This is a genomic window from Micromonospora andamanensis, from assembly GCF_016863495.1.
Lineage (GTDB): Bacteria > Actinomycetota > Actinomycetes > Mycobacteriales > Micromonosporaceae > Micromonospora > Micromonospora andamanensis.
Genome location: NZ_BOOZ01000005.1, coordinates 102,036 through 126,250 on the forward strand (window position 1 = coordinate 102,036; position 24,215 = coordinate 126,250).

The following is a 24,215-nucleotide window of genomic DNA, read 5'->3' on the forward strand; positions in this document are numbered from 1 at the left end:
GTTCGGCCGGGTCAGCGGCGGCTACGCCGCACCGACCCGATGATCGCCACGATCAGCAGCAGAGCGAACCCGGTACCGGCGGCCTCACCTACCGAGTCGACGAAGCCCTGCTGGAGCACCAGCCAGCCGAAGAGGAACCAGCCGAACAGGACGACACCGACGATCGTGTACGCGATCACGGTCGCGGTGGAGACGGGTTCGGCCGACTCTGCCTGCTCTCGCTTGGGGACAACTTCCTGATCAACGGTCATCTGCCCTCCCCCGTACGGTCCGGCCCTGAACGTCAAGGGTGTCACCCTTGACGGCTGTCGACCAGCACCATCGGGTACCGATCCGGTTCGGCTCCTACCCGGGGACGGCGGGCGGCGAAACGGTGCGGTGGGGTCGCCGGTTCGGCCCGGGCGCGCCGCTCGCCCCCGTTGGCTGTCCACGGCGACGGGAAAGGCCCCCGCTTCCTGGCCCGTTCGGCCGTGGATCGAACGCGCTACGCACCGGAACCGACCGGCATGACGACCGCGAGGGCGTACGGTGGCCGTTCACCATCCACCGATCCGCCGACCTCGACGACTCGTCCCCTACTGCTAGACGCGCAGAAGCACCGGCAGGGTTGCGCGGAGCGCGCACTTTCTCGCCACCCGCCCTCGCGTGCAACACTGGATGGTCGCCCTGCGGCAGGTCAGGCACCTGCTCCCGGCGGCCGGGTCAGCCGTACGGACGAGAGGATTCGGCGTGAGTGGTGGACCGCTTATCGTGCAGTCGGACAAGACCCTCCTGTTGGAGATCGACCATCCCGACGCACAGGCCTGCCGGATGGCCATCGCACCCTTCGCCGAGTTGGAGCGGTCACCCGAGCACGTGCACACGTACCGGCTGACCCCGCTCGGGCTGTGGAACGCCCGCGCGGCCGGCCACGACGCCGAGGGCGTGGTGGACGCCCTGATCAAGTATTCGCGGTACCCGGTGCCCCACGCGCTGCTCGTGGACGTGGCCGAGACGATGGACCGGTACGGGCGGCTTCAGCTCGCCAACGATCCGGCGCACGGCCTGGTCCTGCGCGCCCTGGACCGGGTGGTGCTGGTCGAGGTGGCCAAGAGCAAGAAGCTCGCCGGGATGCTCGGCAACCGCCTCGACGACGACACCATCGCGGTGCACCCCTCCGAGCGGGGGCGACTCAAGCAGGCCCTGCTCAAGCTCGGCTGGCCGGCGGAGGACCTGGCCGGGTACGTCGACGGCGAGGCACACCCGATCGAGCTGGCCGAGGCCGGTAAGGACGGTCGCAAGCCGTGGACCCTGCGGTCGTACCAGCGGGAGGCGGTCGAGGCGTTCTGGGCCGGCGGTTCGGGTGTGGTGGTGCTGCCCTGCGGTGCCGGCAAGACGCTCGTGGGTGCGGCGGCGATGGCCGAGGCGAAGGCCACCACGCTGATCCTGGTCACCAACACGGTGGCCGGCCGGCAGTGGAAACGCGAGCTGATCGCCCGGACCTCGCTCACCGAGGAGGAGATCGGCGAGTACTCGGGCGAGCGCAAGGAGATCCGTCCGGTGACCATCGCCACGTACCAGGTGCTCACCTCGCGGCGCGGTGGCGCGTTCACGCATCTGGATCTGTTCGGTGCCCGCGACTGGGGTCTTGTCGTCTACGACGAGGTGCACCTGCTGCCCGCGCCGATCTTCCGCTTCACCGCGGACCTCCAGGCCCGCCGCCGGCTGGGCCTGACCGCCACCCTGGTCCGCGAGGACGGCCGGGAGGGCGACGTGTTCAGCCTGATCGGCCCGAAGCGGTACGACGCGCCCTGGAAGGACATCGAGTCGCAGGGCTGGATCGCCCCCGCCGAGTGCGTCGAGGTCAGGGTCACCCTGACCGACGCGGAGCGGATGGCGTACGCGACGGCGGAGGCGGAGGAGCGCTACCGGATGGCGGCGACCGCCCGCACCAAGCTGCCTGTGGTGCGCGCCCTGCTCGATCGGCATCCGGACGAGCAGACCCTCGTCATCGGCGCGTACATCGACCAGTTGCACCAGCTCGGGGAGTATCTCGACGCTCCGATCGTGCAGGGCTCCACCACGAACAAGGAACGCGAGCGCCTCTTCGACGCGTTCCGCACCGGGGAGATCCGGACGCTTGTCATCTCGAAGGTGGGGAACTTCTCCATCGACCTGCCGGAGGCGGCCGTGGCCATCCAGGTGTCCGGCACCTTCGGCTCCCGGCAGGAGGAGGCGCAACGCCTGGGCCGGGTGCTACGCCCCAAGGCCGACGGCCGCCAGGCGCACTTCTACACGGTTGTCTCCCGGGACACCATCGACACCGAGTACGCCGCCCACCGGCAGCGCTTCCTCGCCGAGCAGGGGTACGCGTACACGATCGTCGACGCCGACGACGTCCTGGGCCCGCCCCTCCCCACCGTCGACTGACCGCATCCCCGTCGGCAAGACCCGCGCAACATCCCTGTTGTTGCTGCCTCACCTCGGGGCCGACCCAGCAACAACAGGGATGTTGCCGCCTCGGGTCGTCCCTGCCTCGGCGTGGTCAGAGGACGCGGGTGATCTGCTCGGCGGCGGCGACGGCGTCCCGGTCGGCGGGGTCCAGGTTGGCGCAGAGCAGCACGGTGGCACCTGCGGAGAGTGGGGCGAGCAGCCACTTGAGCGGCTGGTCCTGCTCGGCGACGTCGACGAGCAGCCGATCACCGACCCGCAGGTCGAGTTGCTCGGCCACCGCCTTCGCGATCGAACCCCACTCGGCGTAGCTGGTGCCGTCCGGGCTGGCCGCATCGTTGGCGTGCAGCACGGGGCGGTCGCCCGGGGCGGCACCGTGCCGCAGCACCTCCACCGACCAGTCGAGCCAGCCGGGCGGCACGTCGGTGAGCGGTGCCGACCCGGTGCCGACGAGATACCGGTGCAGCCCGTCGGGTACGTCCTCCAGCCAGTCGTCGAGCCGTTCCGGGGTGACCAGCACCGCGTCGTACGGTCGGTCGCCGCCGGGCTCCAGCACCGGCAGCCCGGCCGTGGCGCGCGGCCGGAACGACACCTCAAGCCCCACCGCCCAGGCCCCCAACAGCACTGCGGCGGTCCGCCAGTGCGGCGGCAGCAGCACCGCCACCCGGCTGCCCGGCGTCAGCCCGCACCCGTTCCGCAGCAGGCCGGCGGCCCGCGCCGACCACTCGCCCAGCTCGGCGGCGGTCAGCTGGTGACGGTCACCGGTCCGGTGGTCGAGGTAGGTGATCAACGGCTGGTCGCGCTCGGCGAGACCGGCGGCGGACGGTACGGGAAGGGCAGCACGCATACGTAGGTCCTACTCCTGCCGCCCACGTCTGTCGAGGCCGGCCCCGCGCGCCGGACCGGCGAACACATGACTGATGGCATTGGTGCCGGGTGCCGCCTCACCGGGAGAGTCAGGGGTATGACTACTCACGGGGACGAGCGGGCCGCGCTCGACGGCGTCCGACGGCCGATGCTCCGGCGACTCGCGCCAGTCGTGGCGCTGCTGTTCCTCGCCCCCTGGGCCGCCGAATGCTCGTGGGGCGGCTTCGCCGGCACCGACATGCTGGGCGTCGTGGTGGTGCTGGCCCCGATGTACGGGGGCGCTGCGGTGCTCATCCGGGAGGCGGCCCGGCGTACCGGCGGCGGCTGGCCGATGATCGTGTTGCTGGCGGCGGGGTTCGGGGTCGTCCAGGCGGGCCTGGTGGACCAGTCGCTGTTCAACCCCGACTACCTGGCCGACACCGAGTTCGCCGAGCTGAGCGCGGCGGACCGCACCCGCGTTCCGGTGCTGGGCATCAGTGCGCAGGAGGTGGTCAGCTTCGTCGGTAACCACGTCGCGTTGACCATCTGCGCGCCGATCGCCATCGTCGAGTCGTACCTCTCCCCGGCCCGCCGGCTGCGGCCGTGGCTGCGGGCACCGGGACTGGTCGCCGTGACCGTGCTCTATCTGCTCGGCAGCCTGCTCGTCTTCGCCGACGACAGTGGGCGCAAGGGGTTCCTGGCCAGCCCCGGTCAGCTCATCGGGGCGGCGTCGGTGGTCGTCGCCTTGGTCGTGGTGGCGGCCCTGCCCCGATGGCGGCGTCGACCGCCTCCGGTTCCGGCCGGCGCACCCAGGCCGACCCGTCCAGGCCTGCTGGTGCTGCTCGTCTACCTGGGGGTCAGCATGCTCTCCGGCTGGGTAGGCGTCGCCGTGTCGGTGGTTGTCGTCGCCGCGCTTGTGGTGATGCTGGTCCGGTGGTCGGGGCGCACCGGATGGGGTCAGCGGCACGTGCTGGCCGGGGCGGCCGGGGCGCTGCTCGGGGCGGCCGTGCTGGCCTACCTGGTGCCCCCGTACACACAGGTGTCGCCCACCCAGGCTCTGCTCAGCGACGTGATCGTCAGCCTGCTCGCGGTCGCGATGCTCGCCGGTGCGTACGCGCGGCTGCGGCGGTCCGACGAGTCGGCAGCCGTGCGCTCCGACAGGTGAGCGGGTCCGTGGTCGTCTACTCCGGCAGTTCGGGGCCGCCGTCGAGCAGCGGGGCGAGCAGGTCGCCGTGCCGCTCGACCCGGTCCAGCACCTCACCTGCGGTGTACGGCCTGGTGGCCGGCCGTCGCCCCGCCGCACCTGCGGAGACCTCGTCCCAGGTCAGCGGCGTCGACACCGACGGGACGGGCTGGGCGCGCAGTGAGTACGGCGCCACTGTGGTCTTCGCCGCGTTGTTCTGACTCCAGTCGATGAAGACCTTGCCGGGCCGGAGGTTCTTCGCCATCTTCGACACCACGAGCCTGGGCTGTTCGCGTTCGAGTTCCTGGGCGACGCGCCGCGCGTAGGCCGACACCTCGTCCGCGGACCGGGTGCTGGAGATCGGGCAGCAGAGTTGCATGCCCTTCTTGCCCGAGGTCTTCGGGTAGGCGTCGACGCCGTCGGCGGCCAGCCGGTCACGCAGCAGCAGCGCCACCTGGCAGCACTGCTTCAGTGACGCCGGAGCGCCCGGATCCAGGTCGACCACCATCAGGTCGGGATGCGCGCCGATCTTCCACTGCGGGGTGTGCAGTTCCAGGGCGGCGAGGTTGGCCAACCAGACAAGGGTCGGCAGGTCGTCGGCGACCACGTAGTCGATCGTCTCCCGACCCTTGCTCGATCCGGGGACGGGAAGGTTCTCGGTGCGTACCCAGCCGGGGGTGGCGGCCGGGGCGTTCTTCTCGAAGAACGATTTGCCGTCCACGCCGTTCGGGTAACGGATGCGGGTCAGCGCCCGGTCGGCCAGGTGCGGCAGCAGCACCGGGGCGATCCGGGTGTAGTAGTCGATCACTTCGCCCTTGGTGAAGCCGGCCGCCGGGTAGAGGACCTTGTCCAGGTTGGACAGTTCGAGCGTGCGGCCGTGCACCTCGACCGGGAATCGGTCAGCCGGCATCGTCGACCTCCTCGGCGGGCTTGTCCGGGCGGATCCGCAGGATCCTGGGGAACCGCAGGCGCCCGTCCGGGGTGCGCTGGCCGTACTTCACCTCCACCACGATCCGGGGAGTTACCCAGATCGCGCCTCGGGCATCCTCGCGGGGCACGTCGCCGCTGAACGGTACGACGCTGGTGCGCAGCGGCTCCAGCTCGCGCAGCAGTTCCCGTTCGAGGGCCGCACCGATCCCTCCGCCGACCCGGCCCCGGTAGATCAGCCGGCCGTCGGCGCCGGGTACCCCGACCAGCAGCCCGCCGATCTTCCGCGCGCCGGGCCGCCAGCCGCCGACCACGAAGTCGCCTGTCACCTCCAGCTTGACCTTGACCCAGTCCGGCGAACGTACGCCCGGCCGGTAGGCCGACTCGATGCGCTTGGCCATCACCCCTTCGAGGCCGTGCTCACCGGCCGCTTCGTAGGTGGCCGGCCCGTCGGAGAAGACCGGGGGCACCGCCCACCGCGCCGCGCCCAGTACCAGGCCGTCGAGGGTTTCACGACGCCTGGCGTACGGCAGGCCGGTGAGGTCCTGACCGCCCAGCCGCAACACGTCGAAGATCATGTACGTGACCGGCACGGTCGCCGCCAGCCGGGCCGCCTTCGCGGCGTTGCGCACGTGCATCCGTTCGGCCAGGGCGGTGAACGACGGCCTACCGGCCTGGTCGAAGAGGACCACCTCGCCGTCGAGCAGGACATCGTCGACCTGCTCGCCGAGCGGGATCAGCTCGGGGTAGGCGGTGGTGATCTCCACGCCGGAGCGGGCGTACAGGCGTGGTCGTCCGGCGGCGATGTCGGCAAGCGCGCGTACGCCGTCCCACTTGAACTCGTACGCCCAATCGGGACCTGCCGGAAGCTGCCCGGTCATCGCGAGCATCGGCTTGAGCGGCGCGCCGGGCACAGGCCGACTGTAGTAGCAGGCCGAACACCTCGCGTCCGGTTCGCTGTGATGCGAGCATGGTCGATACCGGGGAAGGGAGCGCAGCATGCGGGCCATCTGGAAGGGTGCCGTGTCGTTCGGCCTGGTCTCGATCGCGGTGAAGCTGTATTCCGCGACGGAGGAGAAGGACATTCGGTTCCACCAGGTGCACCGGTCCGACGGCGGACGGATCCGGTACAAGCGCACCTGCCAGGTCTGCGGCGAGGAGGTCAGCTACGACGACATCGCCAAGGGCTACGACATCGGCGGCGGAGAGATGGTCATCCTCACCGACGAGGACTTCGCCGACCTGCCGCTGAGCACCTCCCACGCGATCGACGTCCTGGAGTTCGTGCCGGCCGAGCAGGTCGATCCGATCCTCTACAACAAGGCGTACTTCCTGGAGCCGGAGGGCACCGCGACCAAGCCGTACCTGCTCCTGCGGGACGCGTTGACCGACTCGGAGCGGGTGGCGATCGTCAAGGTGGCGCTGCGTCAGCGGGAGCAGTTGGCCACCCTGCGGGTCCGTGAGGGTGTGCTGCTGCTCAACACGATGCTCTGGCCCGACGAGATCCGTAAGCCGGACTTCGGTTTCCTCGACGAGGACCTGAAAGTCCGTCCACCGGAGTTGGCGATGGCCACCTCGCTCATCGACTCGATGGCCGGGGACTTTCACCCGGACGAGTTCACCGACGACTACCGGGCGGCGTTGCAGGAGGTCATCGACGCGAAGGTGGAGGGCCGCAAGGTGGTCCAGCCGGAGGAGGTGGAGGAGGCGCCCGCCGCCGCGGTTGACCTGATGGCCGCGTTGAAGGCGTCCGTGGAACGGGCCCGGGCGGCTCGCGGCGAGGCACCGGCCGGTGCTGGCACCGAGCCGACTCCGATCTCGTCGGCGCGCTCGGCGCAGAAGAAGGCGGCGGAGAAGAAGGCCGCCAAGGCGCCGGCCAGGAAGGCACCCGCGAAGAAGACCGCCGAGAAGAAGGCCACCGCCAAGAAGGCACAGCCGGCCAAGAAGACCGCTGAGAAGAAGGCCACGAAGGCCGCGAAGAAGAGCACCCCGCGCAAGTCCGCCTAGGCCGGCCAGGCCCCGCAGATACGCCTTTTCGGCACTTTCGGTGCTTTCGGCACGGCCGGTCTTCCATGATCGGCGCCTCCGCGCCGGCCGGTGTGGACCATCGATGGTCGGAAGTGCGTCCGGTACCAGGTACCGTGTGTCGGCGACGGCTGCCCGTGGCCGGACCCATCCCACACCTCTCAGCAGGGAGTCGAGGACGTGAGCGAGCAGGAGACCAAGGCACGGCGGCGGCTGGCCGAGCAGCTGGCGGCTCAGAAGGCAGCCGAGGCGAAGCGCCGCCGGCAGGCCTGGGCCGGCGCGTTCGCCGGGATCGCCGTCGTGGCGGTGCTGATCACCGTGTTCGTGATCGTGGGCCAGCGTGGTGGTGACGATGCCCCCGAGCAGGCCGCCGGTACGCCGTCCGCCCCGACCGAGGCGACAAACCCTCCGGCGGCTGCCCCGCCCGCACCGCAGCTGCCGGAGGGCGCTGACCCCGCCCTGGGCAGCAAGCCGACAGTCACCGCCGGCGAGGGCAAGTTGACCAAGCTGACGGTGACCCCGCTGATCGAGGGCACCGGGCCGAAGGTCACGGCCGGCCAGTCGATCACCACCAACTACGTGGGCGTCTTCTACGAGAACGGCGAGGAGTTCGACTCCTCCTGGGAACGGGGACAGCCGGCCACCTTCCCGATCGGGGTCGGGCAGGTCATCCCAGGCTGGGACAAGGGCCTGGTCGGCGTGACCGTGGGCAGCCGGGTGCAGCTCGACATCCCGGCCGAGGACGCGTACGGCGAGGACGCTGGGGGCGGCCGTCCGGCGGGCCCGCTGCGCTTCGTGGTGGACGTGCTCGCCGCCGAGTGAGCCCCGGGCGGGTCGCCCGACAGCAACGGAACATCGATGCCGTTGACCACAGATGGCTTCCGGACGGTCACCGACCGGCAGTAGGTTCGGCAAGCGTCCCGGGCACCTTCGCCCGGGACGCTTATCGAAGCCAACGCGGAGGTACACGTGACGGCAGTGGACGCCGACGGGCGGACCGCCCGGTTGATGTGGACGCACTACGAACCGGTGCATGCCGTCACGTACTTCCACCCGCGCGCCCGCGCCGCCTACGGAGCGGCCGGGCTGCGCGGCTACTGGCGGGGTTACTTCGCCGGTCGGGCCGCTCCACTCGGGCCGACCGGGCCGGCTCCGGTGATCGCCGCCTTCTACAACTTCGCGCCGCACATGGTGATCCGGGCCCTGCCGGAGGTGTGGCAGCTGGCCACGCCGGACCAGGCGCTGCGGGCCCGGCTGACCGGGGCGGTGCAGGCGCTCGCCGAGTTGACCTACGAGCTGCCCGAGCGGCACCTCGTCGAGGCCGCCGATCTACTGGAGGCTGCGACCGACGGGCTCGAGACCGGCGGCCGGGTGCTCGGTGCGGCGAACGCGGCCCTGCCGCGGGGTGAGTATCCGCTGGCTCGGCTCTGGCAGGCCGCCACCACGCTGCGCGAACATCGCGGCGACGGGCACGTGGCGGCGCTTGTCGCCGCCGATCTCGACCCGGTGGAGACGCTGGCCTGGCGGGTCGCTGTCGACATGCCCCCGGCCAACCTGCTCGGCCGGGGGTGGTCGGAGCAGGAGTGGTCACAGGCGCGCGAGCGGCTCACCGTGCGTGGCTGGCTGGACGCCGACGGAAAGCCGACCGAGCGTGGACGATCGGCTTTCCAGGCGATCGAGGACGCCACCGACCTCGCCGCCGCCCGCCCCTGGCTCACCCTCGGCCCCGACCGCGCGCACCGCCTACGCGACCTGCTCGACCCCATCGCCCGCGCCGCCCACACGGTCATCCCGCCGGACAGCCCCATCGGCCTACCGCCCCTGGCGAGTTGACCAAGAGGTTCGGGTCAGACTTCTCCGGATCGCCGACGCGAACTTCTTGATCAACGTGGTCTCGGGTGGGAAGGATGGAGGTGTGACGGTGGATGGGGTGGTTTTCGACCTTGACGGGGTGATCGTCGACTCCGAGCCGGTGTGGGAGGAGGTTCGGCGCGCCTATGTGGCCGAACACGGGGGTGAGTGGCAGGACGACACCCAGCGTCGGCTGATGGGCATGAGCACCGGCGAGTGGGCCCGGTACCTCAGCGACGAGTTGGGAGTGCGGCGTACCGCCGACCAGGTCGCCGCCGAGGTGGTCGAGGAGATGGCCCGCCGGTACGCGGCCCGGGTGCCGGTGATCGACGGTGCTGTCGACGTGGTCCGCCGGCTGGCCGCGCGGTGGCCCCTGGGGCTGGCCAGCTCCTCGCCGACCCGGCTGATCGCCGCGGCGCTGGCCGCCACCGACCTGACCGACGCGTTCCGCAGCACCCTGTCGACAGAGGAGACCGAGCGCGGCAAGCCGGCCCCGGACGTCTACCTGAGCGTCGCCCGGCGACTCGGCCTCGACCCGACGCGCTGCGTGGCGGTGGAGGACTCCTCCAACGGGATCCGTTCGGCGGCTGCCGCCGGGATGGCGGTGGTGGCGGTGCCGCACGGTGCGTACCCGTTGGATTCCGACGCTCGACGGCTGGCCGTGACGGTGCTGGACTCGATCGACGAGCTGACCCCGGAGGTCGTCGACCGGCTGGGCTGAACCGGCACCGGGCGATCCCCGGCCCGCCTACGGTCGGTGGCATGAAGGCGATGGTGTACGAGCGCACCGGTGACCCCTCGGTGCTCCAGCTGGTCGAACGTCCGGTGCCGGAACCCGGTCCGGGTGACGTGCTGGTGCGGGTCGCGGTCTCCGGGGTGAATCCGACGGACTGGAAGTCGCGTCGGCAGGGTCCGCTGCCGGCCGGCTGGCAGACGCCCGGCCAGGACGGCGCCGGGGTGGTCGAGGCGGTCGGCAAGGGCGTCGACCGGGAGCTGATCGGCGAACGGGTGTGGATCTGGGAGGCTGCCTGGCAGCGGCCCTGGGGCACCGCCGCCGAGTACACGGTGGTTCCGGTCCGCCAGGTGGTACGCCTCGGCGACGCGTCTTTCGAGTTGGGCGCCTGCCTGGGCATCCCGTTTCTGACGGCGCACCGGTGCCTGACCGCCGGTGAGTATCTGCCGGACAGCCTGCGCCCGGGTGCGCTGAGCGATCACACGGTGCTGGTGCAGGGCGGGGCGGGTGCCGTCGGCAACGCGGCGATCCAGCTTGCGGCCTGGGCCGACGCCTGTGTGATCGCCACGGTGAGCAGCGCCGAGAAGGCTCAACTGGCTGCGGCGGCCGGCGCCTCGGCGGTTGTCAACTATCGGGAGCAGGACGTCGTGGAGGAGGTCCGCAAGCTCGCACCCGACGGGGTGCACGGCATCGTGGAGGTCTCCCCCGCCCGCAACGCGGCCACCGACGTACGGCTGCTGCGCCCGGGCGGGGTGGTCTGCGTGTACGCGAACGACGGCGGCGACGAGGTGACGCTGCCGATCCGTCCGCTGATGGCGCCGAACGCCCGCTGGCAGTTCGTCCTTGTCTACACGATGCCGAAGGCGGCCAAGGCGCAGGCGGTGGTGGACGTCGCGGCGGCAGCCGCCCAGGGCGGGATCCGGGTGGGTGAGGAGGCTGGCCTGCCGTTGCACTCCTACCCGCTGTCGGCGACCGCTGCCGCGCATCAGGCGGTGGAGGACTCGGTGGTCGGCAAGGTGCTGCTCAGCGCCCGCGAGTAGGCGGTCTGACCTGGGATTTTTCGCCGTCCTCAGGACAGAGGCGAACAAGTTTCGCAATACTGGCGTTGCGGGTCGCCCCGCAAGGAACGGGCGGCCCCGGCGCGGTGCGAACGCCGGGGCCGCCCACCGGAGAGAGGTCTGTTCAGGCCACCACTCCCAACGGCGATGATGCGCCGAAAAACGTTACGGCGTGGCCAGTTCCCGCACATTGAGGCCGCCGTCGGCGTACCGAGAGCGCACCACCTTCTTGTCGAACTTGCCGACGCTCGTCTTCGGCACCGCCTCGACGAACGCCCAGCGCTCCGGCAACTGCCAGCGCGCCACCGATCCGGCCAGGAACTCGCGCAACTCCTCAGGGGTCGCCGAGGCACCCTCCCGGAGCACCACGGTCGCCAGCGGTCGTTCGTCCCACCGCTGGTCCGGTACGCCCACCACGCAGGCCTCCAGCACCGCCGGGTGGGCCATCAACGCGTTCTCCAGCTCCACCGAGGAGATCCACTCCCCACCGGACTTGATCACGTCCTTGGCCCGGTCGGTGAGGGTGATGTAGCCGTCCGCCGACAGGGTGCCGACGTCACCGGTACGCAGCCAGCCGTCACGGAACTTCTCCGGGTCCGGCGCGTCGTCGCCGACGTACCGCTCGGTGATCCACGGCCCACGGACCTCCAGCTCACCGACCGAGGTCCCGTCGGCGGGCAGCGGCTCCCCGGCCGGGCCCACGATCCGGGCCCGCACCCCCGCCGGCACCCGCCCCTGCGTGTACCGGTACCGCCACGCCTCGTCTCCGGTCGCGCCAGCCGGCGGGCGGGCGACCGAGCCCAGCGGCGACATCTCGGTCATCCCCCAGGCGTGGATCACGTCGACGCCGTGCCGCTCGTCGAACGCGTGCATAAGCGACGGCGGGCAGGCCGAACCACCGACGATCACCTCCTTGAGCGATGCGGTGTCGACGTCGTGGCTGTCCAGGTAGGACAGCAGATCGGTCCAGATGGTCGGCACCGCACCGGCCAGGGTCGGCCGCTCAGCGGCGATCATCTCGGCGATCGGCGCAGCCTGGAGGAAGCGGTCCGGCATCACAAGCGACGCGCCGGAGAGGAAGGCCGCGAACGGCAGTCCCCACGACATCGCGTGGAACATCGGCACGATGGCCAACTCGCGGTCGGTCGGCCCGAGCCCGAACCCTTCCGGCATGCAGATCTGCAACGAGTGCAGGTAGATCGAGCGGTGCGAGTAGGCCACCCCCTTGGGGTTGCCGGTGGTGCCGGAGGTGTAGCAGAGGGCGGCGGCGTCGCGCTCGTCCACCTCGGGCCAGTCGTACACCTCCGGCCGCCCGGCCAGCAGCGCGTCCCAGTGGTGTACGGCGATCCGGTCGCCCGCCGCCGCCACCAGGGGAGCGGGATCGCCACCGCCGACCACCACCACGTGTCGCACGCTCGTCATGTCACCGAGCGACTTCGCCAGCAGCGGGATCAGCGTCGAGTCGACGAGCACCACCCGGTCCTCGGCGTGATTGGCGATGTAGGTGACCTGGTCGGGAAAGAGCCGGATGTTGAGCGTGTGCAGCACCGCACCCATGCTGGGCACGGCGAAGTACGCCACCAGATGCTCGGTGTTGTTCCACATGAAGGTGGCGACCCGCTCGTCGCCGGTCACCCCGCACTCCGCCCGCAGGGCGTGCGCGAGCCGGGCGGCGTCCCGTCCGACCTCCGCGTACGTGCTGCGGCGCGGCTCGCCGCCGGTCCACGTCACCACCTCGGCCGTGCCGTGCACGGTGGCGCCGTGTTCGAGGATCCGGGAGACCTGAAGAGGGGCGTCCATCATCGTGCTACGCATGGGTAACAAATTAGTGTCGCCGGTCACACGTTGGGAACCCCCGTAAGTTGTCCGGGTGAGCATCTCCTGGGCTGATTCGTACGTCGGGCAGTTGCGCGCCCTGGCCGGCGACCGGACGCTGATGTTCGTCGGCGCGCGAGCCGTGGTGCGCGACAACTCGGCCCGCATCCTGCTGATCCGCCGCTCCGACAACGGGCAGTGGGCGTTGCCCGCCGGTGCGATGGAGCTTGGCGAGTCGATCGCGGACTGCGCCGTACGGGAGGTACGCGAGGAGACCGGGCTGCGGGCGCTGCGGGTGAGTGCCTTCGCGCTCTACACCGGCCCGGACCGCACCCACACGAACATGTACGGCCACACCTATCAGATCTTCACCACCGCGTTCCGCGTGGAGGAGTGGGACGGCCGACTGGCCCGGGTCACCGACGAGACCATCGACGCGGGCTTCTTCCACCGCGAGGCGATGCCCCAACCCCTCTCGGCCAGCGTCCTGGAGACCCTTGCCGACCTGGACGTCTTCGAACAAACCAACCGCCTGATCCTGAAATAGCGCCACCCCCGCCCGCCACCCCGGCGATCTTGCACTTTCTGTCGCGACATTCGCCTTATACATGGCAATTCGGCGACGGAAACTGCAAGATCGCGCGGGGGATCGGCGTACGGGTCAGTGCTTGCCCTCGGCGAACTCCTCGACGATCTTGGCGCAGAAGGCCGGCAGGTCGTCCGGCTTACGGCTGCTGACCAGTCCGTTGTCAGTCACGACCTGCTCGTCGACCCACTCCGCGCCAGCGTTGACCAGGTCGGTACGCAGGCTCGGCCAACTGGTCAGCCGACGACCCCGCACCACATCGGCCTCGACGAGCGTCCACGGGCCGTGGCAGATCACCCCGACCGGCTTGCCGGCGTCGAAGAACGACCGCACGAACCGGACCGCGTCGGAATCGGTACGCAGGAAGTCCGGGTTGGCCACCCCGCCGGGCAGGACCAGCGCGTCGTACCGGGCGGGATCCGCGTCGGCCACGCGCACATCCACCTCGTACGTGGTGGAGGGGTCCAGGTGTTCGAAGGACGTGATCTTCCCCGGCTTGATCGACACCAGCTCGGCGGTCGCGCCGGCCTGCTCGACGGCCTGACGCGGCTGGACGTACTCGACCTCCTCCACGCCGTCGGTGGCCAGGAAGGCGATCCGCTTACCCTGCAACGTCGCTGCCATGGTGTTCTCCTCTCCGGGGGTTTCGTCCGTATCCGTTCCCGACACCGACGTCACGAAACGCGGCGCAGCGGTGGCCCACCGCACGTCGTCGTCGGCGGGTGCCCGGCCGGCAGGTTTGACCCCGCCGACCGGAGGGGAACCGCCGGCATGGCACGAGCAGCAGCAGCGGAACAGCTCCGGCTCGCCGACGTCGTGCAGAGCTGGCTCGGGCGTCCGGTCCTGGTGATCGGCGACGCCATGCTCGACGAGTGGCGGTTCGCCGACTCCGACCGGTTGTGCCGGGAGGCCCCCGCCCCGGTCCTCACCCTGCGCCGCCGCATCACGGCGGCGGGCGGCGCCGCCAACACCGCCGTCAACATCGCCACGCTTGGCGGACGCTCCGTGCTCGTGGCTCCGGTCGGGGCCGACGCGGCCGGCGACGAGCTGCACGACTGCCTCGACCGGGCCGGTGTCTGGGACCGCACGGTCAGCCAGCCCGGGCGGCCCACCCCGGTCAAGCGGCGGATGCTCGCCGGCGACCAGATCCTGTTGCGGGAGGACTCCGGCGACCCGGACGACCCGCTCAGCGACGTGGGGGTGGACTGCCTGCTCACCGCCCTGGACTGCGCGAGCGAGGAGTTGCGGGCCGCCAGCGGAGGCGAAGCCCCGGCGCTCGTGGTCTGCGACTACGGCCTGGGTGCCCTGCCCGCGCCGGTACGCGCCTGGCTGGTCGAGCACCGGGACCGGTACGCCACTGTCGCGCTCGACGCCCACGACCTCGCCGACTGGCGGGGCCTCGCTCCGACGGTGGTGACCCCGAGCTTCGCGGAGGCCACCCGGCTGCTCGCCCGCGCGGGCCTGGCCGGGCCGACCACCGACCCGGCCGGTACCGCTAGCCCGGCCGGTACCGCTAGCCCGGCCGGTGCCGGGACCCGATCGGCCGGGGACGGTGCCTCGACGAGTGGCCGCGAGCTGCACCTGGCCCATCCCGAGGTCGACCCGACGGACGGGCCTTCCGAGCTGACCGTGGGAACGGCACCCGGTGCGGCGGGGATGCGGCGCACCGACGGGCCCACAGGTGAACCCACCCCGGGTGAGAGCCGGGTGGCGATGACCCGCGACGGGCTCAGCGTGACCGGCACCGGGGTGACAGTGAACGCCGAGGTCGGTGCGGGCGTGGACCGGGCCGTCCTGGCCGAGTCCCGGCTCGCCGAACTGCGCGCCCACACCGGCGCGGCAGTGGTCGCGGTGACCCTGGACACCGAGGGAGCGGTGGTCGGCGGCGTCGACGGCGAGCCCGCCCGCAGCCACAGCACACCGGTGCCGGCCAGTCATGCCGTCGGTGCCGGTGACGCGTACCTGGCGGCGATGACACTGGCGCTGGCCGCCGACGCTCCGCTGTCCACCGCCGCCCAACTGGCCCAGCTCGCCGCGACCAGCACCGTCGCCGGCACCGGCACCTGCGTGTGCCGCCGCGAGGACCTGCTGGCCGCGCTGGGCCGACCGACACCCGACGGCCGGCAGGTGCTTGTCGACACCGGGTACCTGACGGAGATCGTCGCCGAGCACCGGCGCGCCGGCCGCTCGGTCGTCTTCACGAACGGCTGCTTCGACGTCCTGCACCGGGGACACGTGCGCTACCTGGAACAGGCGCGCGCCCTCGGCGACCTGCTGGTGGTGGCGGTCAACTCCGACGGCAGCGTACGCCGGTTGAAGGGTGCGGACCGGCCGGTGAACCCGATCGAGGACCGTGCCGCCCTGCTCGCCGCACTTGCCTGCGTCGACCACGTGGTGGTGTTCGAGGAGGATTCGCCGGCCGCCCTCATCGAAGCGGTCCGGCCGGACGTCTACGTCAAGGGCGGCGACTACCCGCCCGAACTGGTACCGGAAGCGCCGCTCGTGCAACGGCTGGGCGGCCAGGTCCGCACCCTGGGGTACGTGCCGGACCGGTCCACCTCGGCGATCATCGACCGGATCCGCGCGTACGGTCAGGAGGGCGTGACCGGCGCGGAGGCCGGGCCGACCACGCCCGCGTCCGGGGTGGAGACCACCGGCACCACCGCCACGACCGGTGCGGACGCGCCGCCGCTGACCGGCAAGGCGCAGTGAACCGACCCCTCGACGCCGGCACGCCCGCGCAGTTCCGCGCCGATCGGCTGGTCGACGTGCTCGTCCCGACCCGCGACCGTCCCACTGAACTCGCCGTCACCCTCTCCGGGCTCGCCGCCCAGGAGGGGGTGCCGGGATTCGGGGTGGTGGTAAGCGACCAGTCCGACGGCGACCCCGGGTACGCCCACCCGGCAGCGGCCACCATGGTCCGGGCGCTGCGTCACCGAGGGCATCCGGTGCTGCTCACCCGACGGCTGCCCCGGCGTGGGCTCGCCGAGCACCGCAGCTTCCTGCTCGCCGCCTCCGCCGCCCGGTACGTGCTCTTCCTCGACGACGACGTCTGGCTGGAACCGGGGGCGCTGCGCCGGCTGGTGACCGCGATCGGCGAACTGGGCTGCGGCTTCGTCGGCAACGGGGTGCACGGCCTGTCCTACCTGGACGACGTACGGCCACACACGCACCGGCACTACCGGGAGTGGAACGGCCGGCCAGTCCCGGAGCGGGTCCGGCCGGGCACACCCGACTGGGACCGGGCGCAGATCCACTCCGCGGCGAACCTGCTGCACGTCACCGCGTCGCTCGCGCTGCCGGAGGGGGACTGGCGGGCGTACCAGGTCTCCTGGGTCGGCGGGTGCGTGCTCTACGACCGGGTCAAGCTGATCGACGCCGGCGGTTTCGACTTCTGGCGGCGGGTGCCGACGCGCCACCAGGGGGAGGACGTCGCCGCGCAGCTCGCCGTGCTGGCGCGCCACGGCGGCGCCGGCGTCCTGCCCAGCGGCGCCTACCACCTGGAGTCGCCGACCACCGTCACCGAACGCGACGTGGAGGCGTGGGAGGTCGTCCTCGCCGACCCGGACCCGGACGCCTGATCTCAGCGGAACAGCAGTTCGCGGGCGGCTTCGAGCACCTCGGCCAGCGGCACGTCGGTGACGAAGGAGTCGCGGTGCGGGCAGTCGCCGTCGCCCGGACGGTGCGGGTAGATGCCGGGGGTGCAGTCCACGCCGCAGACCGGGCAGTGCACGGTCCACGAGGTGATCGGCCGGTGCCGTCCCCGCAGCACGGGAGCGGTGGTGATGAGGTTGCCGACCCAGAAGATGCCGACGGTGGGGGTACCGACGGCGGCGGCCAGGTGCAGTGGACCTGTGTCGTTGGAGACGACCAGCTCGCACCCTGCGTAACAACCGGCCAACCCGCCCAGGCTGAGCGTGCCCACCTGCGGACGGACCGGCACACCTGCGGCGGCGACCACCTGGTCGACCACGTCCTGCTCGGCGGGGGTGCCGGTGACCAGCACCTCGTACCCGTCGGTGTGCAGCGTCCGGGCCACCTGCCCGAAGCGGTCGGCGGGCCAGCGACGGCGGGTGTCGGTAGCCCCCGGATGCAACGCCACCCGGGGGCGTTCCGGATCGCCGAGCACCGTCCGCGCCTCGGCCCGGTCGGCATCGGTGACCGGCAGCGCCGGGGTGACGGTGGTGGCCGGCGCACCCACAAGCGCCACCGCCTCCAGATAGCGGATCACCTCGTGCTGGTAGTAGACGTAGCGCAGCCAACGGTCAAGTGGCGGCGCGTCCTCCGCCCGCAGGCCGGCGGTGACCCGGGCACCGAGCGCGGCCACCAGCGGGTTGGAGTTGGCCCCACCACCGTGCAGTTGCAGCGCCAGGTCGAAGCGTTCCGCGCGAGCTGCGGCCAGGAAATCGACGACGCTGGACTCGGGTTCGCCAGCGGTCGCTGTCCGGATCCCCGGCGCGGGAGGCACCACGAGGACCCGGTCGACCGGGCCCGGCCGGTCGCGCCACAGCTGCGCGTGCCAGGGCGCACCTAGCAACACGATCTCCGCCTGCGGGTACGCGGCCCGCAGCGCCTCCAACGCCGGCAGCACGAAGATGAAGTCACCCAGCGCGTTGGCGCGCAGCACGGCGATCCGGGCCACTTCGGGTACCCGTTCGGCGGCCTCTTCCAGCAGGGCCACTCGGCGCGCTACCGGTCGGATTCGCCGGTGGCGACGTCCGGCTGGTGCAGTTCCCGGTCCGCCGCCGGGTCGAAGCTGCTCGGTACACCACCGGGCGGACCCGCGGCACGTGGACCGGTACGGCCGACGGTGATGGTGCGCGGTTCAGGTCGGTTCGCCCGGGGCAGCCGTACCCGCAGCAGGCCGTGGTCCATGAGCGCGTCGATGGCCTGCGGGTCCACCCGCGACGGCAACTGCACGCGGTACTCGAAGCCCCGGGTCTCGAACCCGCCGGGGATCCCGTGGTCGGCGTTGACCTCGGCCTCCGTGCGTGCCCGTACGCACAGTTCACGGTCGTCCAACTCCACCGCGACCTCCTCCGGAGCGACACCGGGCAGCCGGACGATCACCTCCCAGCCGTCGCTTGTCTCACCCATCTCCACCTCGGGCGGCCCCGGTCGACCACCGACCAGCCGGCTCAACTCGGCGCGCAGCGACTGCAACTCGCCCATCGGGTCCCAGCCCTGCTGACCGCCTCGCCAACCGCGTCCCGGCCTGGTCATCGCACATCTCCCATCCGTTGACTGGCGGCCCCCGGCCGCAAGGAACTGGGCGCGTCGAGGCCCGCGTCCCGGTCGACCCCGACGCCGAGCCGGTCGACGAGTTCGCCGCCCAGCCAGCCGCCGACGCCGAGAATGCCGAGCGCCACCACCTCGATGGCGACAAGCGCCCCGCCCGCACCCCGTGAGTCGGCGTTGAGTCGTACCGCCCAGACGGCGGCGAAGAGCAGGATCACCGCGACGTTCGCGGCGGCGTGGGTCAGCGCCACCCGCTTGGCCCGGGTACCCGACGGGATGGCCAGCAGGTCGAACGTCCCGGCCGCCGCAGCCAGCAGGCCACCGATCAGACCGACTGTGAGGTTCCAGTACGCCACCTCGCCGAGGAAGTCCGGCCCGCCGACCGTGTCGATGACGTCGAAGAGCACGGCGGTGACGAGCAGGGCGAACGGAAACATCACAAGCATCGGATGGACGGGGTGACCCAGGATCTTGAGCCGACTCTCCATCTCCGGGCCTCCACTGCTCTCCGATGGCGCTCGTTGGGCGGTACCCCGGTCATCGGGGCACAAACCTCGCGGCCGGGCGCGACTAGACTGACCGTGGCGGTTTCCCGCCCGGGTGCCGCCACCACGGTCAACTCCACGGGGAGGCACCCAGTGACGGTGGAGATCACATCCGCAGCCGAATTGACCGAGTTGCTCGGCACCCCGGCTCCCCGCGCAGTCGCCAAGGAGCGCACCCGGCTGCACGAGCGTGACCGGCAGTGGCTCGCCGCCTCGCCGTTCTGCCTGGTGGCCACCGCCGGGGCGGACGGCACCTGCGACGTCTCCCCCAAGGGCGACCCCGCGGGTTTCGCCCTGGTGCTCGACGACCGGACCATCGCCATTCCGGAGCGCCCCGGCAACAAGCGGGCCGACGGCTACCGCAACATCCTGGCGAACCCGCACGTCGGCCTGATCTTCTTCATTCCCGGGCGCACCGACACCCTGCGGATCAACGGCCGGGCACGGCTGCTGCGTGACGCGCCCTGGTTCGACGACATGGCGGTCAAGGGACACCGGCCCGTGCTCGCGGTGGTGGTCGAGATCGAGCAGATCTTCTACCACTGCGCGAAGGCGTTCCTCCGGTCCCAGCTGTGGCAGCCGGAGACCTGGCCGCCGGACCCGCTGCCCAGCCGGGCCCGGCTGATCAAGGAGGTCGAGGCTCCGGCGGAGACCCTCGCCGACCTCGAACGTCACTACGGCCCCCAGTACGCCGCAAACCTCTACACCTAGCTTCGCGGGATCACCGTGGTGGTGACGATGACACTGTTGACGACGGTCGCGGTCATGGTCCGGGTCACGGCCTCCGCTGCGGCGCCGGCTCCCCAGTTGCCCTGCTCAAGTTCCTTGGCGCGTTTGATCACGGGTGTGCTCCAGGGAATGTCGCGGTAGAACTGGGGCAGAGTTCCGCTGCCCGACAGCAGGGCCGCCAGCGCGGCTACCCGCACCGACGGTTCCGCTCCGTCCACGAGGACCCGCCGAACCTGCTCCAGCAGGCGTGCGCGGCGTCCGTTGCCACCGTCGCGTAGTGCTGTGGTACGGAACAGGCCGAGCACCTTACGGTCCTCCTGGCGGATGTCGCCGCGTTCGATGAGCCGCCCCAACACCGGTTTGCGTAGCTCAGGGCCGATCGCGGCGAGCGCCGTCTGCACGCCTCGGGGTTTCTCGGAGAGGTAGTCCCACGCCGATCGGAGCAGGTCGTCCGAGGGTGCGTGACCCTCGACGATCCGCACCTTGCGCCGGTCCGCCACTGTCACCTGCTCGTTGAGGGCGAGATCGGCGAGGACGGCTCCGGCGAGGACGTAGAAGAGGGTGTTCTCGCCGGCGATGGTGCCCGATCTCGGCTGGAACAGCAGCAGCAGAAGGTCCTCCACCAGGGTCGGCGATCCGGACTGCCTCGTCTCAGCGGTCACTGTCACTCCTTCGTCGTACGTCTTCCAGCGCAGTGTGCACCGGGTCGAACGGTCGGTCGGGGTCAACGGCGGCGTGCTCGCCGCCTCAGCGGCGGGGCTCCCAGCTGAACAGGCGGCGGGCCAGCACGACGGCCACGACGACCCAGCCCAGCGTCGGGCCCAGCAGGAGCAGGGAGTCGGTCACGGCGACGCCGCCGTTCCAGGCGTTCATCACCATCTCGGTGGCGGAACCACCGGGTAGCAGCCGCTTGAGCAGGGCGAGATCCTCGGTGCCGCTGATGCCCACCCAACTGGTCACGCCGATCACGCCGAGGGTGACCGGCAGGGTGGTGACCTGGGCGTGCTCGGGTGAGTTCGTCAGGCCGGCGGTGGCCAGCCCCAGACCGAGCAGCATGGCCACGGTCGCGACGATCGCCACCACCAGCAGGGGTATGTTGGCCGGCCCGCCGGCGACCATGGCCAGGGCGGTCAGGATCGCGGCGACCTGCACCACGGCGACGACTGTGGCGGGCAGCAGCAGGCCGGCGATGATGCCGGTGTCCCCGATGGCCGTGGAGCGCAGCCGCTTGAGGAACAGGTTCTGCCGCCGGGACGCCAGGGTGGTCACGGTCGTGGCGTAGAGCCCGAACGCGGCCACTGTGAACAGCACGATCGCCGCGATGTAGCCGAGGCTGCCGAGGCTCGCGAAGGTCTCGTGCTGACGGACGAAGTACCCGGAGACGACCACCGGGATGATGAAGCTAGTGACCAGCACCAGCCGGTTCCGGAAGATCTGGATCAGCTCGCTGAACGCGATGGGAAACACAGAAGGGATTCCTCTCGGGAAACGGGTCAGCCGCTGATGGCGCGGAAGACGTTGTCGAGTCGGGTCGGCCCGGCCTCCAGGTCCCGCAGTTCCACCGCGTGGTCCTGCGCCCAGGAGAGCAGGATGTGCAGGTCCTTCTGGAGGCCGAAGGTCTCGATCGCGACCTTGCCGTCGCCGTTCGTGGCGGCCTGCAACGGCAGCGCCGGTGCCGTCGGCGGCACCGAGAAGCGGATCACCGCCGGCAGGGTGCGGGTCAGCTCGGAGACCGTGCCCTCCCGGTGGAAGGTGCCCTCGTGCATGAGCCCGATCCGGTCGGCGCGCTGCTGCGCCTCCTCCAGGTAGTGCGTGGTGAGCACGATCGTCGCGCCGTTCTCCCGGAGCCGGTCGACAGTCGTCCACAGGTGGTCGCGGGACTGGACGTCCAGGCCGGTGGTCGGCTCGTCCAGGAAGATCAGCTCCGGGGTGCCGTAGACGGCTGTGGCGAAGTCCAGCCGCCGCTTCTCACCGCCGGAGAGCTGGGACACCTTCCGGCCGGCCTTGCCGATGAGGTCGACGACGTCGAGCACCCGGTCGACATCGTCGCTCCGCCGGGTGAGGGTGCCGATCAGCCGGACCGACTCACGTACCGTGAGGTCCGGGGAGAAACCACTCTCTTGGAGCATCACCCCCATCCGGGGGCGTACCACCCGGCGGTCACCCGGGTGATGTCCGAAGACGCGCACGGTGCCGGAGGTCGGCGCCCGGTGCCCTTCGATGGTCTCCAGGGTCGAGGTCTTCCCCGCCCCGTTCGTGCCGAGCAGCGCGTACAGTTCGCCACGCCGGACCTCGAACGAAAGGTCCTTCACGGCGTGGAAGTCGCCGTACTTGACGTTGAGGCGTTCGACTTCGATCACTGGTGTCGTGGACATACCCCAATGACAGCAGCGGTCGCTCCGATCCATCAGTGGCGTCACGTCACGGGTACATGTGACGTGGTGTCACTGCTCCTCCCGCCGGTACGTGGGAATACTGGCTGGGTGACCGCGAGATCGCCGGCCTTCACCAAGACGACGCAGAAGCGGCTGCGCCGGATCAATCTCCTCACGTCACTGCCGCCTGTCGTGTTCGCCGCTGTGGTTCTCCTGGCCACCGACGCGCGCACCTGGTGGCATTTCATCGTCCTGGTCCCGGGTGCCGTGGCGGCCGTGGTGGCCTTCGAACGTTGGACGGCAGACGACCTCGCCCGGGTCGCTCTGCCCTGCACGGTCGTCGGGGCTGTGGTGTGGCCGCTCGGGGTGCTGCTGACCGGCAGCCCCAACGCCTACTGGGGTATCTGCGCGGTGGGGTCCCTGGCCCTGCGCCAGGTACGACGCCGGACCCTGGCAGCGGTCGGACTGTTCACCTACGTCGCCGCCGTCGGTGCGGCTCGACTCCTGGTGCAGCAGGACGACGTACGCGGCGTCCTGATCACCTACGTCCTCGTCCCGACGGGCCTCACCATCCTGGTGACCGTCCTCACGGTCATCGGCGAACGTTTCTACGACCTCATCCGGGAGCTGGATCACGCCCGGGAGCGGGAGGCGGAGCTCGCGGTCATCCGCGAACGCGTCCGCTTCGCCAGCGATCTGCACGACATCCAGGGTCACACCCTGCACGTGGTCAAGCTGAAGATCGCCCTGGCGCAGAAGCTGGTGCTCCGCGACGCCGATCGAGCCGAAAAGGAACTGCGCGAGACGTACGCTCTGGTGAGTGACACCATCACCCAGACCAAGGAGCTGGCGTACGCCCAGCGCCGGCTCAACCTCTCGGCTGAACTCGAGAATGCGAAGAACCTGTTCGAGGCGGCGGGCATCCGGGTCCGGGTGACCCGGGAGGCCGAGGTGGGCCCGCGCAGCAGCGAACTGCTCGGCCAGGTCCTGCGCGAGACCACCACGAACATCCTGCGTCACGCACAGGCCACCCAGGTGCAGATCACGCTCTCCGAATCCGGCATCGCGATCGTCAACGACGGCGTGAGCGGCGATACGCTGCCCGAGCTCAGAGGGTTGTCCAGCCTCCGGCAACGGGTGGCGGCCGACGGTGGCGAGCTGGCCGTGGAACAGCAGGACGGGCGCTTCCTGACCGCCGCGAGGTTCCCGCCCGCTCGGGCCGATGCTGCCACCGGCGGCGTTGCGGAGGATGACCGATGACCACCACCATCGTGCTCGCTGACGACGAGGCCCTGCTGCGCAAGGCGCTGGCCGCGCTGCTTCCACTCGAAGGCGACATCGACATCGTCGCCGAGGCGACCGACGGCGAAACCGCCGTCGCGGCAACCCTGCGACACCAGCCCGACGTGCTCGTCATCGACCTGGAAATGCCCGGCGTGGACGGCCTCGGCGCGATCACGCAGATCCGTCGCGGCCGACCGGAGCAGGTGGTCCTCATGCTGACCCGGCACGCCCGGCCCGGCGTACTGCGCAAGGCGCTGAAGCTAGGCGTCCAGGGCTTCGTCAGCAAGTCGGCCGAGCCGGGCCACATCGCCTCGGTCATCACCGACCTGCACGCGGGCAAACGGTGGATCGACCCGGACGTGTCCGCGCTCGCCATCGTCGACGACTGCCCACTCACCGAGCGTGAACTCGACGTGCTACGGGTGACGAGCGAGGGCTACTCGGTGGCCGACATCGCCGCCCGGCTCCATCTCGCGCAGGGCACCGTCCGCAACTACCTCTCCAACGCCATGCAGAAGACCCAGACCCACACCCGCCACGAGGCCGCGCGCTACGCCCGCGAACACGACTGGCTGTGACAGGAGTTGTCG

25 protein-coding genes are annotated in these 24,215 nt (G+C 71.0%); 13 read left to right on the plus strand and 12 right to left on the minus strand.

What is annotated here, in order from left to right:
- Nucleotides 1-11: 11 nt before the first annotated feature.
- The gene (locus tag Van01_RS07035; protein WP_204002346.1) at nt 12-251 is read right to left on the minus strand and encodes a hypothetical protein; all 240 of its coding nucleotides are present in this window, start codon (nt 249-251) and stop codon (nt 12-14) included.
- Between the two features lie 478 nt (nt 252-729).
- On the opposite strand from Van01_RS07035, the gene Van01_RS07040 reads away from it, so the two are divergent.
- A complete protein-coding gene (locus tag Van01_RS07040) occupies nt 730-2,409 on the plus strand; it encodes a DNA repair helicase XPB (RefSeq protein WP_204002348.1) in 1,680 nt (559 codons plus the stop codon).
- Between the two features lie 115 nt (nt 2,410-2,524).
- On the opposite strand, the gene Van01_RS07045 is transcribed toward Van01_RS07040, so the two are convergent.
- Complete coding sequence (locus Van01_RS07045) at nt 2,525-3,277, minus strand: TIGR03089 family protein (protein WP_204002350.1); 753 nt, start codon at nt 3,275-3,277, stop codon at nt 2,525-2,527.
- A 117-nt stretch (nt 3,278-3,394) separates the two neighbouring features.
- Between Van01_RS07045 and Van01_RS07050 the strand changes: the two genes are divergently transcribed.
- Nucleotides 3,395-4,441 carry a hypothetical protein gene (locus Van01_RS07050; RefSeq protein ID WP_239098911.1) on the plus strand — a complete coding sequence of 349 codons (1,047 nt, stop codon included), beginning with the start codon at nt 3,395-3,397 and terminating at the stop codon, nt 4,439-4,441.
- A 16-nt stretch (nt 4,442-4,457) separates the two neighbouring features.
- Here Van01_RS07050 and ligD (Van01_RS07055) read toward each other — a convergent pair whose 3' ends face one another.
- Both ligD (Van01_RS07055) and ligD (Van01_RS07060) read right to left on the minus strand, forming a co-directional pair.
- A complete protein-coding gene (gene ligD / locus Van01_RS07055) occupies nt 4,458-5,369 on the minus strand; it encodes a non-homologous end-joining DNA ligase (protein WP_204002352.1) in 912 nt (303 codons plus the stop codon).
- The gene (gene ligD, locus Van01_RS07060) at nt 5,359-6,300 is read right to left on the minus strand and encodes a non-homologous end-joining DNA ligase (protein ID WP_204002354.1); all 942 of its coding nucleotides are present in this window, start codon (nt 6,298-6,300) and stop codon (nt 5,359-5,361) included. The genes ligD (Van01_RS07055) and ligD (Van01_RS07060) overlap by 11 nt, the downstream gene beginning before the upstream one ends.
- 85 nt (nt 6,301-6,385) lie before the next feature.
- Between ligD (Van01_RS07060) and ku the strand changes: the two genes are divergently transcribed.
- The 5 genes from ku to Van01_RS07085 all read left to right on the plus strand — a co-directional run bounded on the left by ku (nt 6,386) and on the right by Van01_RS07085 (nt 11,035).
- A complete protein-coding gene (ku, locus tag Van01_RS07065; protein WP_204002363.1) occupies nt 6,386-7,393 on the plus strand; it encodes a non-homologous end joining protein Ku in 1,008 nt (335 codons plus the stop codon).
- Between the two features lie 198 nt (nt 7,394-7,591).
- Nucleotides 7,592-8,233 (plus strand): FKBP-type peptidyl-prolyl cis-trans isomerase, encoded by a 642-nt coding sequence (locus tag Van01_RS07070; protein WP_204002366.1) that lies wholly within the window; start codon nt 7,592-7,594, stop codon nt 8,231-8,233.
- A gap of 186 nt (nt 8,234-8,419) precedes the next feature.
- The gene (locus tag Van01_RS07075) at nt 8,420-9,244 is read left to right on the plus strand and encodes an SCO6745 family protein (protein WP_204002534.1); all 825 of its coding nucleotides are present in this window, start codon (nt 8,420-8,422) and stop codon (nt 9,242-9,244) included.
- 82 nt (nt 9,245-9,326) lie between these two features.
- Nucleotides 9,327-9,983, plus strand: coding sequence for an HAD family hydrolase (locus Van01_RS07080; RefSeq protein WP_204002380.1), 657 nt, complete (start codon nt 9,327-9,329; stop codon nt 9,981-9,983).
- A gap of 41 nt (nt 9,984-10,024) precedes the next feature.
- On the plus strand, nt 10,025-11,035 hold the full coding sequence (locus Van01_RS07085; RefSeq protein ID WP_204002384.1) for an NADPH:quinone reductase: 1,011 nt from the start codon (nt 10,025-10,027) through the stop codon (nt 11,033-11,035).
- Between the two features lie 183 nt (nt 11,036-11,218).
- Here Van01_RS07085 and Van01_RS07090 read toward each other — a convergent pair whose 3' ends face one another.
- Nucleotides 11,219-12,853 carry a fatty acid--CoA ligase gene (locus tag Van01_RS07090; RefSeq protein ID WP_204002535.1) on the minus strand — a complete coding sequence of 545 codons (1,635 nt, stop codon included), beginning with the start codon at nt 12,851-12,853 and terminating at the stop codon, nt 11,219-11,221.
- Between the two features lie 70 nt (nt 12,854-12,923).
- On the opposite strand from Van01_RS07090, the gene Van01_RS07095 reads away from it, so the two are divergent.
- Complete coding sequence (locus tag Van01_RS07095) at nt 12,924-13,415, plus strand: NUDIX domain-containing protein (RefSeq protein WP_093404100.1); 492 nt, start codon at nt 12,924-12,926, stop codon at nt 13,413-13,415.
- 114 nt (nt 13,416-13,529) lie between these two features.
- Here Van01_RS07095 and Van01_RS07100 read toward each other — a convergent pair whose 3' ends face one another.
- Nucleotides 13,530-14,078, minus strand: a complete 549-nt coding sequence (locus tag Van01_RS07100; protein WP_099847847.1) for a type 1 glutamine amidotransferase domain-containing protein — start codon at nt 14,076-14,078, stop codon at nt 13,530-13,532.
- Nucleotides 14,079-14,225: 147 nt separating this feature from the next.
- On the opposite strand from Van01_RS07100, the gene rfaE2 reads away from it, so the two are divergent.
- Together rfaE2 and Van01_RS07110 are read left to right on the plus strand one after the other, a co-directional pair.
- Nucleotides 14,226-16,166 (plus strand): D-glycero-beta-D-manno-heptose 1-phosphate adenylyltransferase, encoded by a 1,941-nt coding sequence (gene rfaE2, locus Van01_RS07105; protein WP_204002395.1) that lies wholly within the window; start codon nt 14,226-14,228, stop codon nt 16,164-16,166.
- Nucleotides 16,163-17,035 carry a glycosyltransferase family 2 protein gene (locus Van01_RS07110; RefSeq protein ID WP_204002397.1) on the plus strand — a complete coding sequence of 291 codons (873 nt, stop codon included), beginning with the start codon at nt 16,163-16,165 and terminating at the stop codon, nt 17,033-17,035. The genes rfaE2 and Van01_RS07110 overlap by 4 nt, the downstream gene beginning before the upstream one ends.
- 2 nt (nt 17,036-17,037) lie before the next feature.
- On the opposite strand, the gene Van01_RS07115 is transcribed toward Van01_RS07110, so the two are convergent.
- From Van01_RS07115 to Van01_RS07125, 3 genes are read right to left on the minus strand one after another with little or no spacing between them, the layout of a single operon-like run.
- Nucleotides 17,038-18,135 carry a glycosyltransferase family 9 protein gene (locus Van01_RS07115; RefSeq protein ID WP_204002399.1) on the minus strand — a complete coding sequence of 366 codons (1,098 nt, stop codon included), beginning with the start codon at nt 18,133-18,135 and terminating at the stop codon, nt 17,038-17,040.
- 8 nt (nt 18,136-18,143) lie between these two features.
- Nucleotides 18,144-18,677, minus strand: a complete 534-nt coding sequence (locus Van01_RS07120; protein ID WP_204002402.1) for an Hsp20/alpha crystallin family protein — start codon at nt 18,675-18,677, stop codon at nt 18,144-18,146.
- Nucleotides 18,674-19,180: a DUF2231 domain-containing protein gene (locus tag Van01_RS07125; protein ID WP_204002405.1), complete on the minus strand. Its 507-nt coding sequence runs from the start codon at nt 19,178-19,180 to the stop codon at nt 18,674-18,676. Before Van01_RS07125 ends, Van01_RS07120 begins: the two co-directional genes overlap by 4 nt.
- Nucleotides 19,181-19,330: 150 nt before the next feature.
- Between Van01_RS07125 and Van01_RS07130 the strand changes: the two genes are divergently transcribed.
- A complete protein-coding gene (locus Van01_RS07130) occupies nt 19,331-19,948 on the plus strand; it encodes a pyridoxamine 5'-phosphate oxidase family protein (RefSeq protein WP_204002407.1) in 618 nt (205 codons plus the stop codon).
- On the opposite strand, the gene Van01_RS07135 is transcribed toward Van01_RS07130, so the two are convergent.
- The 3 genes from Van01_RS07135 to Van01_RS07145 all read right to left on the minus strand — a co-directional run bounded on the left by Van01_RS07135 (nt 19,945) and on the right by Van01_RS07145 (nt 22,341).
- Nucleotides 19,945-20,628 (minus strand): GOLPH3/VPS74 family protein, encoded by a 684-nt coding sequence (locus tag Van01_RS07135; protein WP_204002409.1) that lies wholly within the window; start codon nt 20,626-20,628, stop codon nt 19,945-19,947. The two genes, Van01_RS07130 and Van01_RS07135, sit on opposite strands and share 4 nt — an antisense overlap.
- 85 nt (nt 20,629-20,713) lie before the next feature.
- On the minus strand, nt 20,714-21,433 hold the full coding sequence (locus Van01_RS07140) for an ABC transporter permease (RefSeq protein ID WP_204002410.1): 720 nt from the start codon (nt 21,431-21,433) through the stop codon (nt 20,714-20,716).
- 26 nt (nt 21,434-21,459) lie between these two features.
- Nucleotides 21,460-22,341: an ABC transporter ATP-binding protein gene (locus tag Van01_RS07145; protein WP_204002412.1), complete on the minus strand. Its 882-nt coding sequence runs from the start codon at nt 22,339-22,341 to the stop codon at nt 21,460-21,462.
- Nucleotides 22,342-22,449: 108 nt separating this feature from the next.
- Between Van01_RS07145 and Van01_RS07150 the strand changes: the two genes are divergently transcribed.
- Both Van01_RS07150 and Van01_RS07155 read left to right on the plus strand, forming a co-directional pair.
- Nucleotides 22,450-23,601 carry a sensor histidine kinase gene (locus Van01_RS07150; protein WP_204002414.1) on the plus strand — a complete coding sequence of 384 codons (1,152 nt, stop codon included), beginning with the start codon at nt 22,450-22,452 and terminating at the stop codon, nt 23,599-23,601.
- Entirely contained in the window at nt 23,598-24,203 is a 606-nt protein-coding gene (locus Van01_RS07155) for a response regulator transcription factor (RefSeq protein ID WP_204002416.1), read from the plus strand. The genes Van01_RS07150 and Van01_RS07155 overlap by 4 nt, the downstream gene beginning before the upstream one ends.
- Nucleotides 24,204-24,215 lie beyond the last annotated feature (12 nt).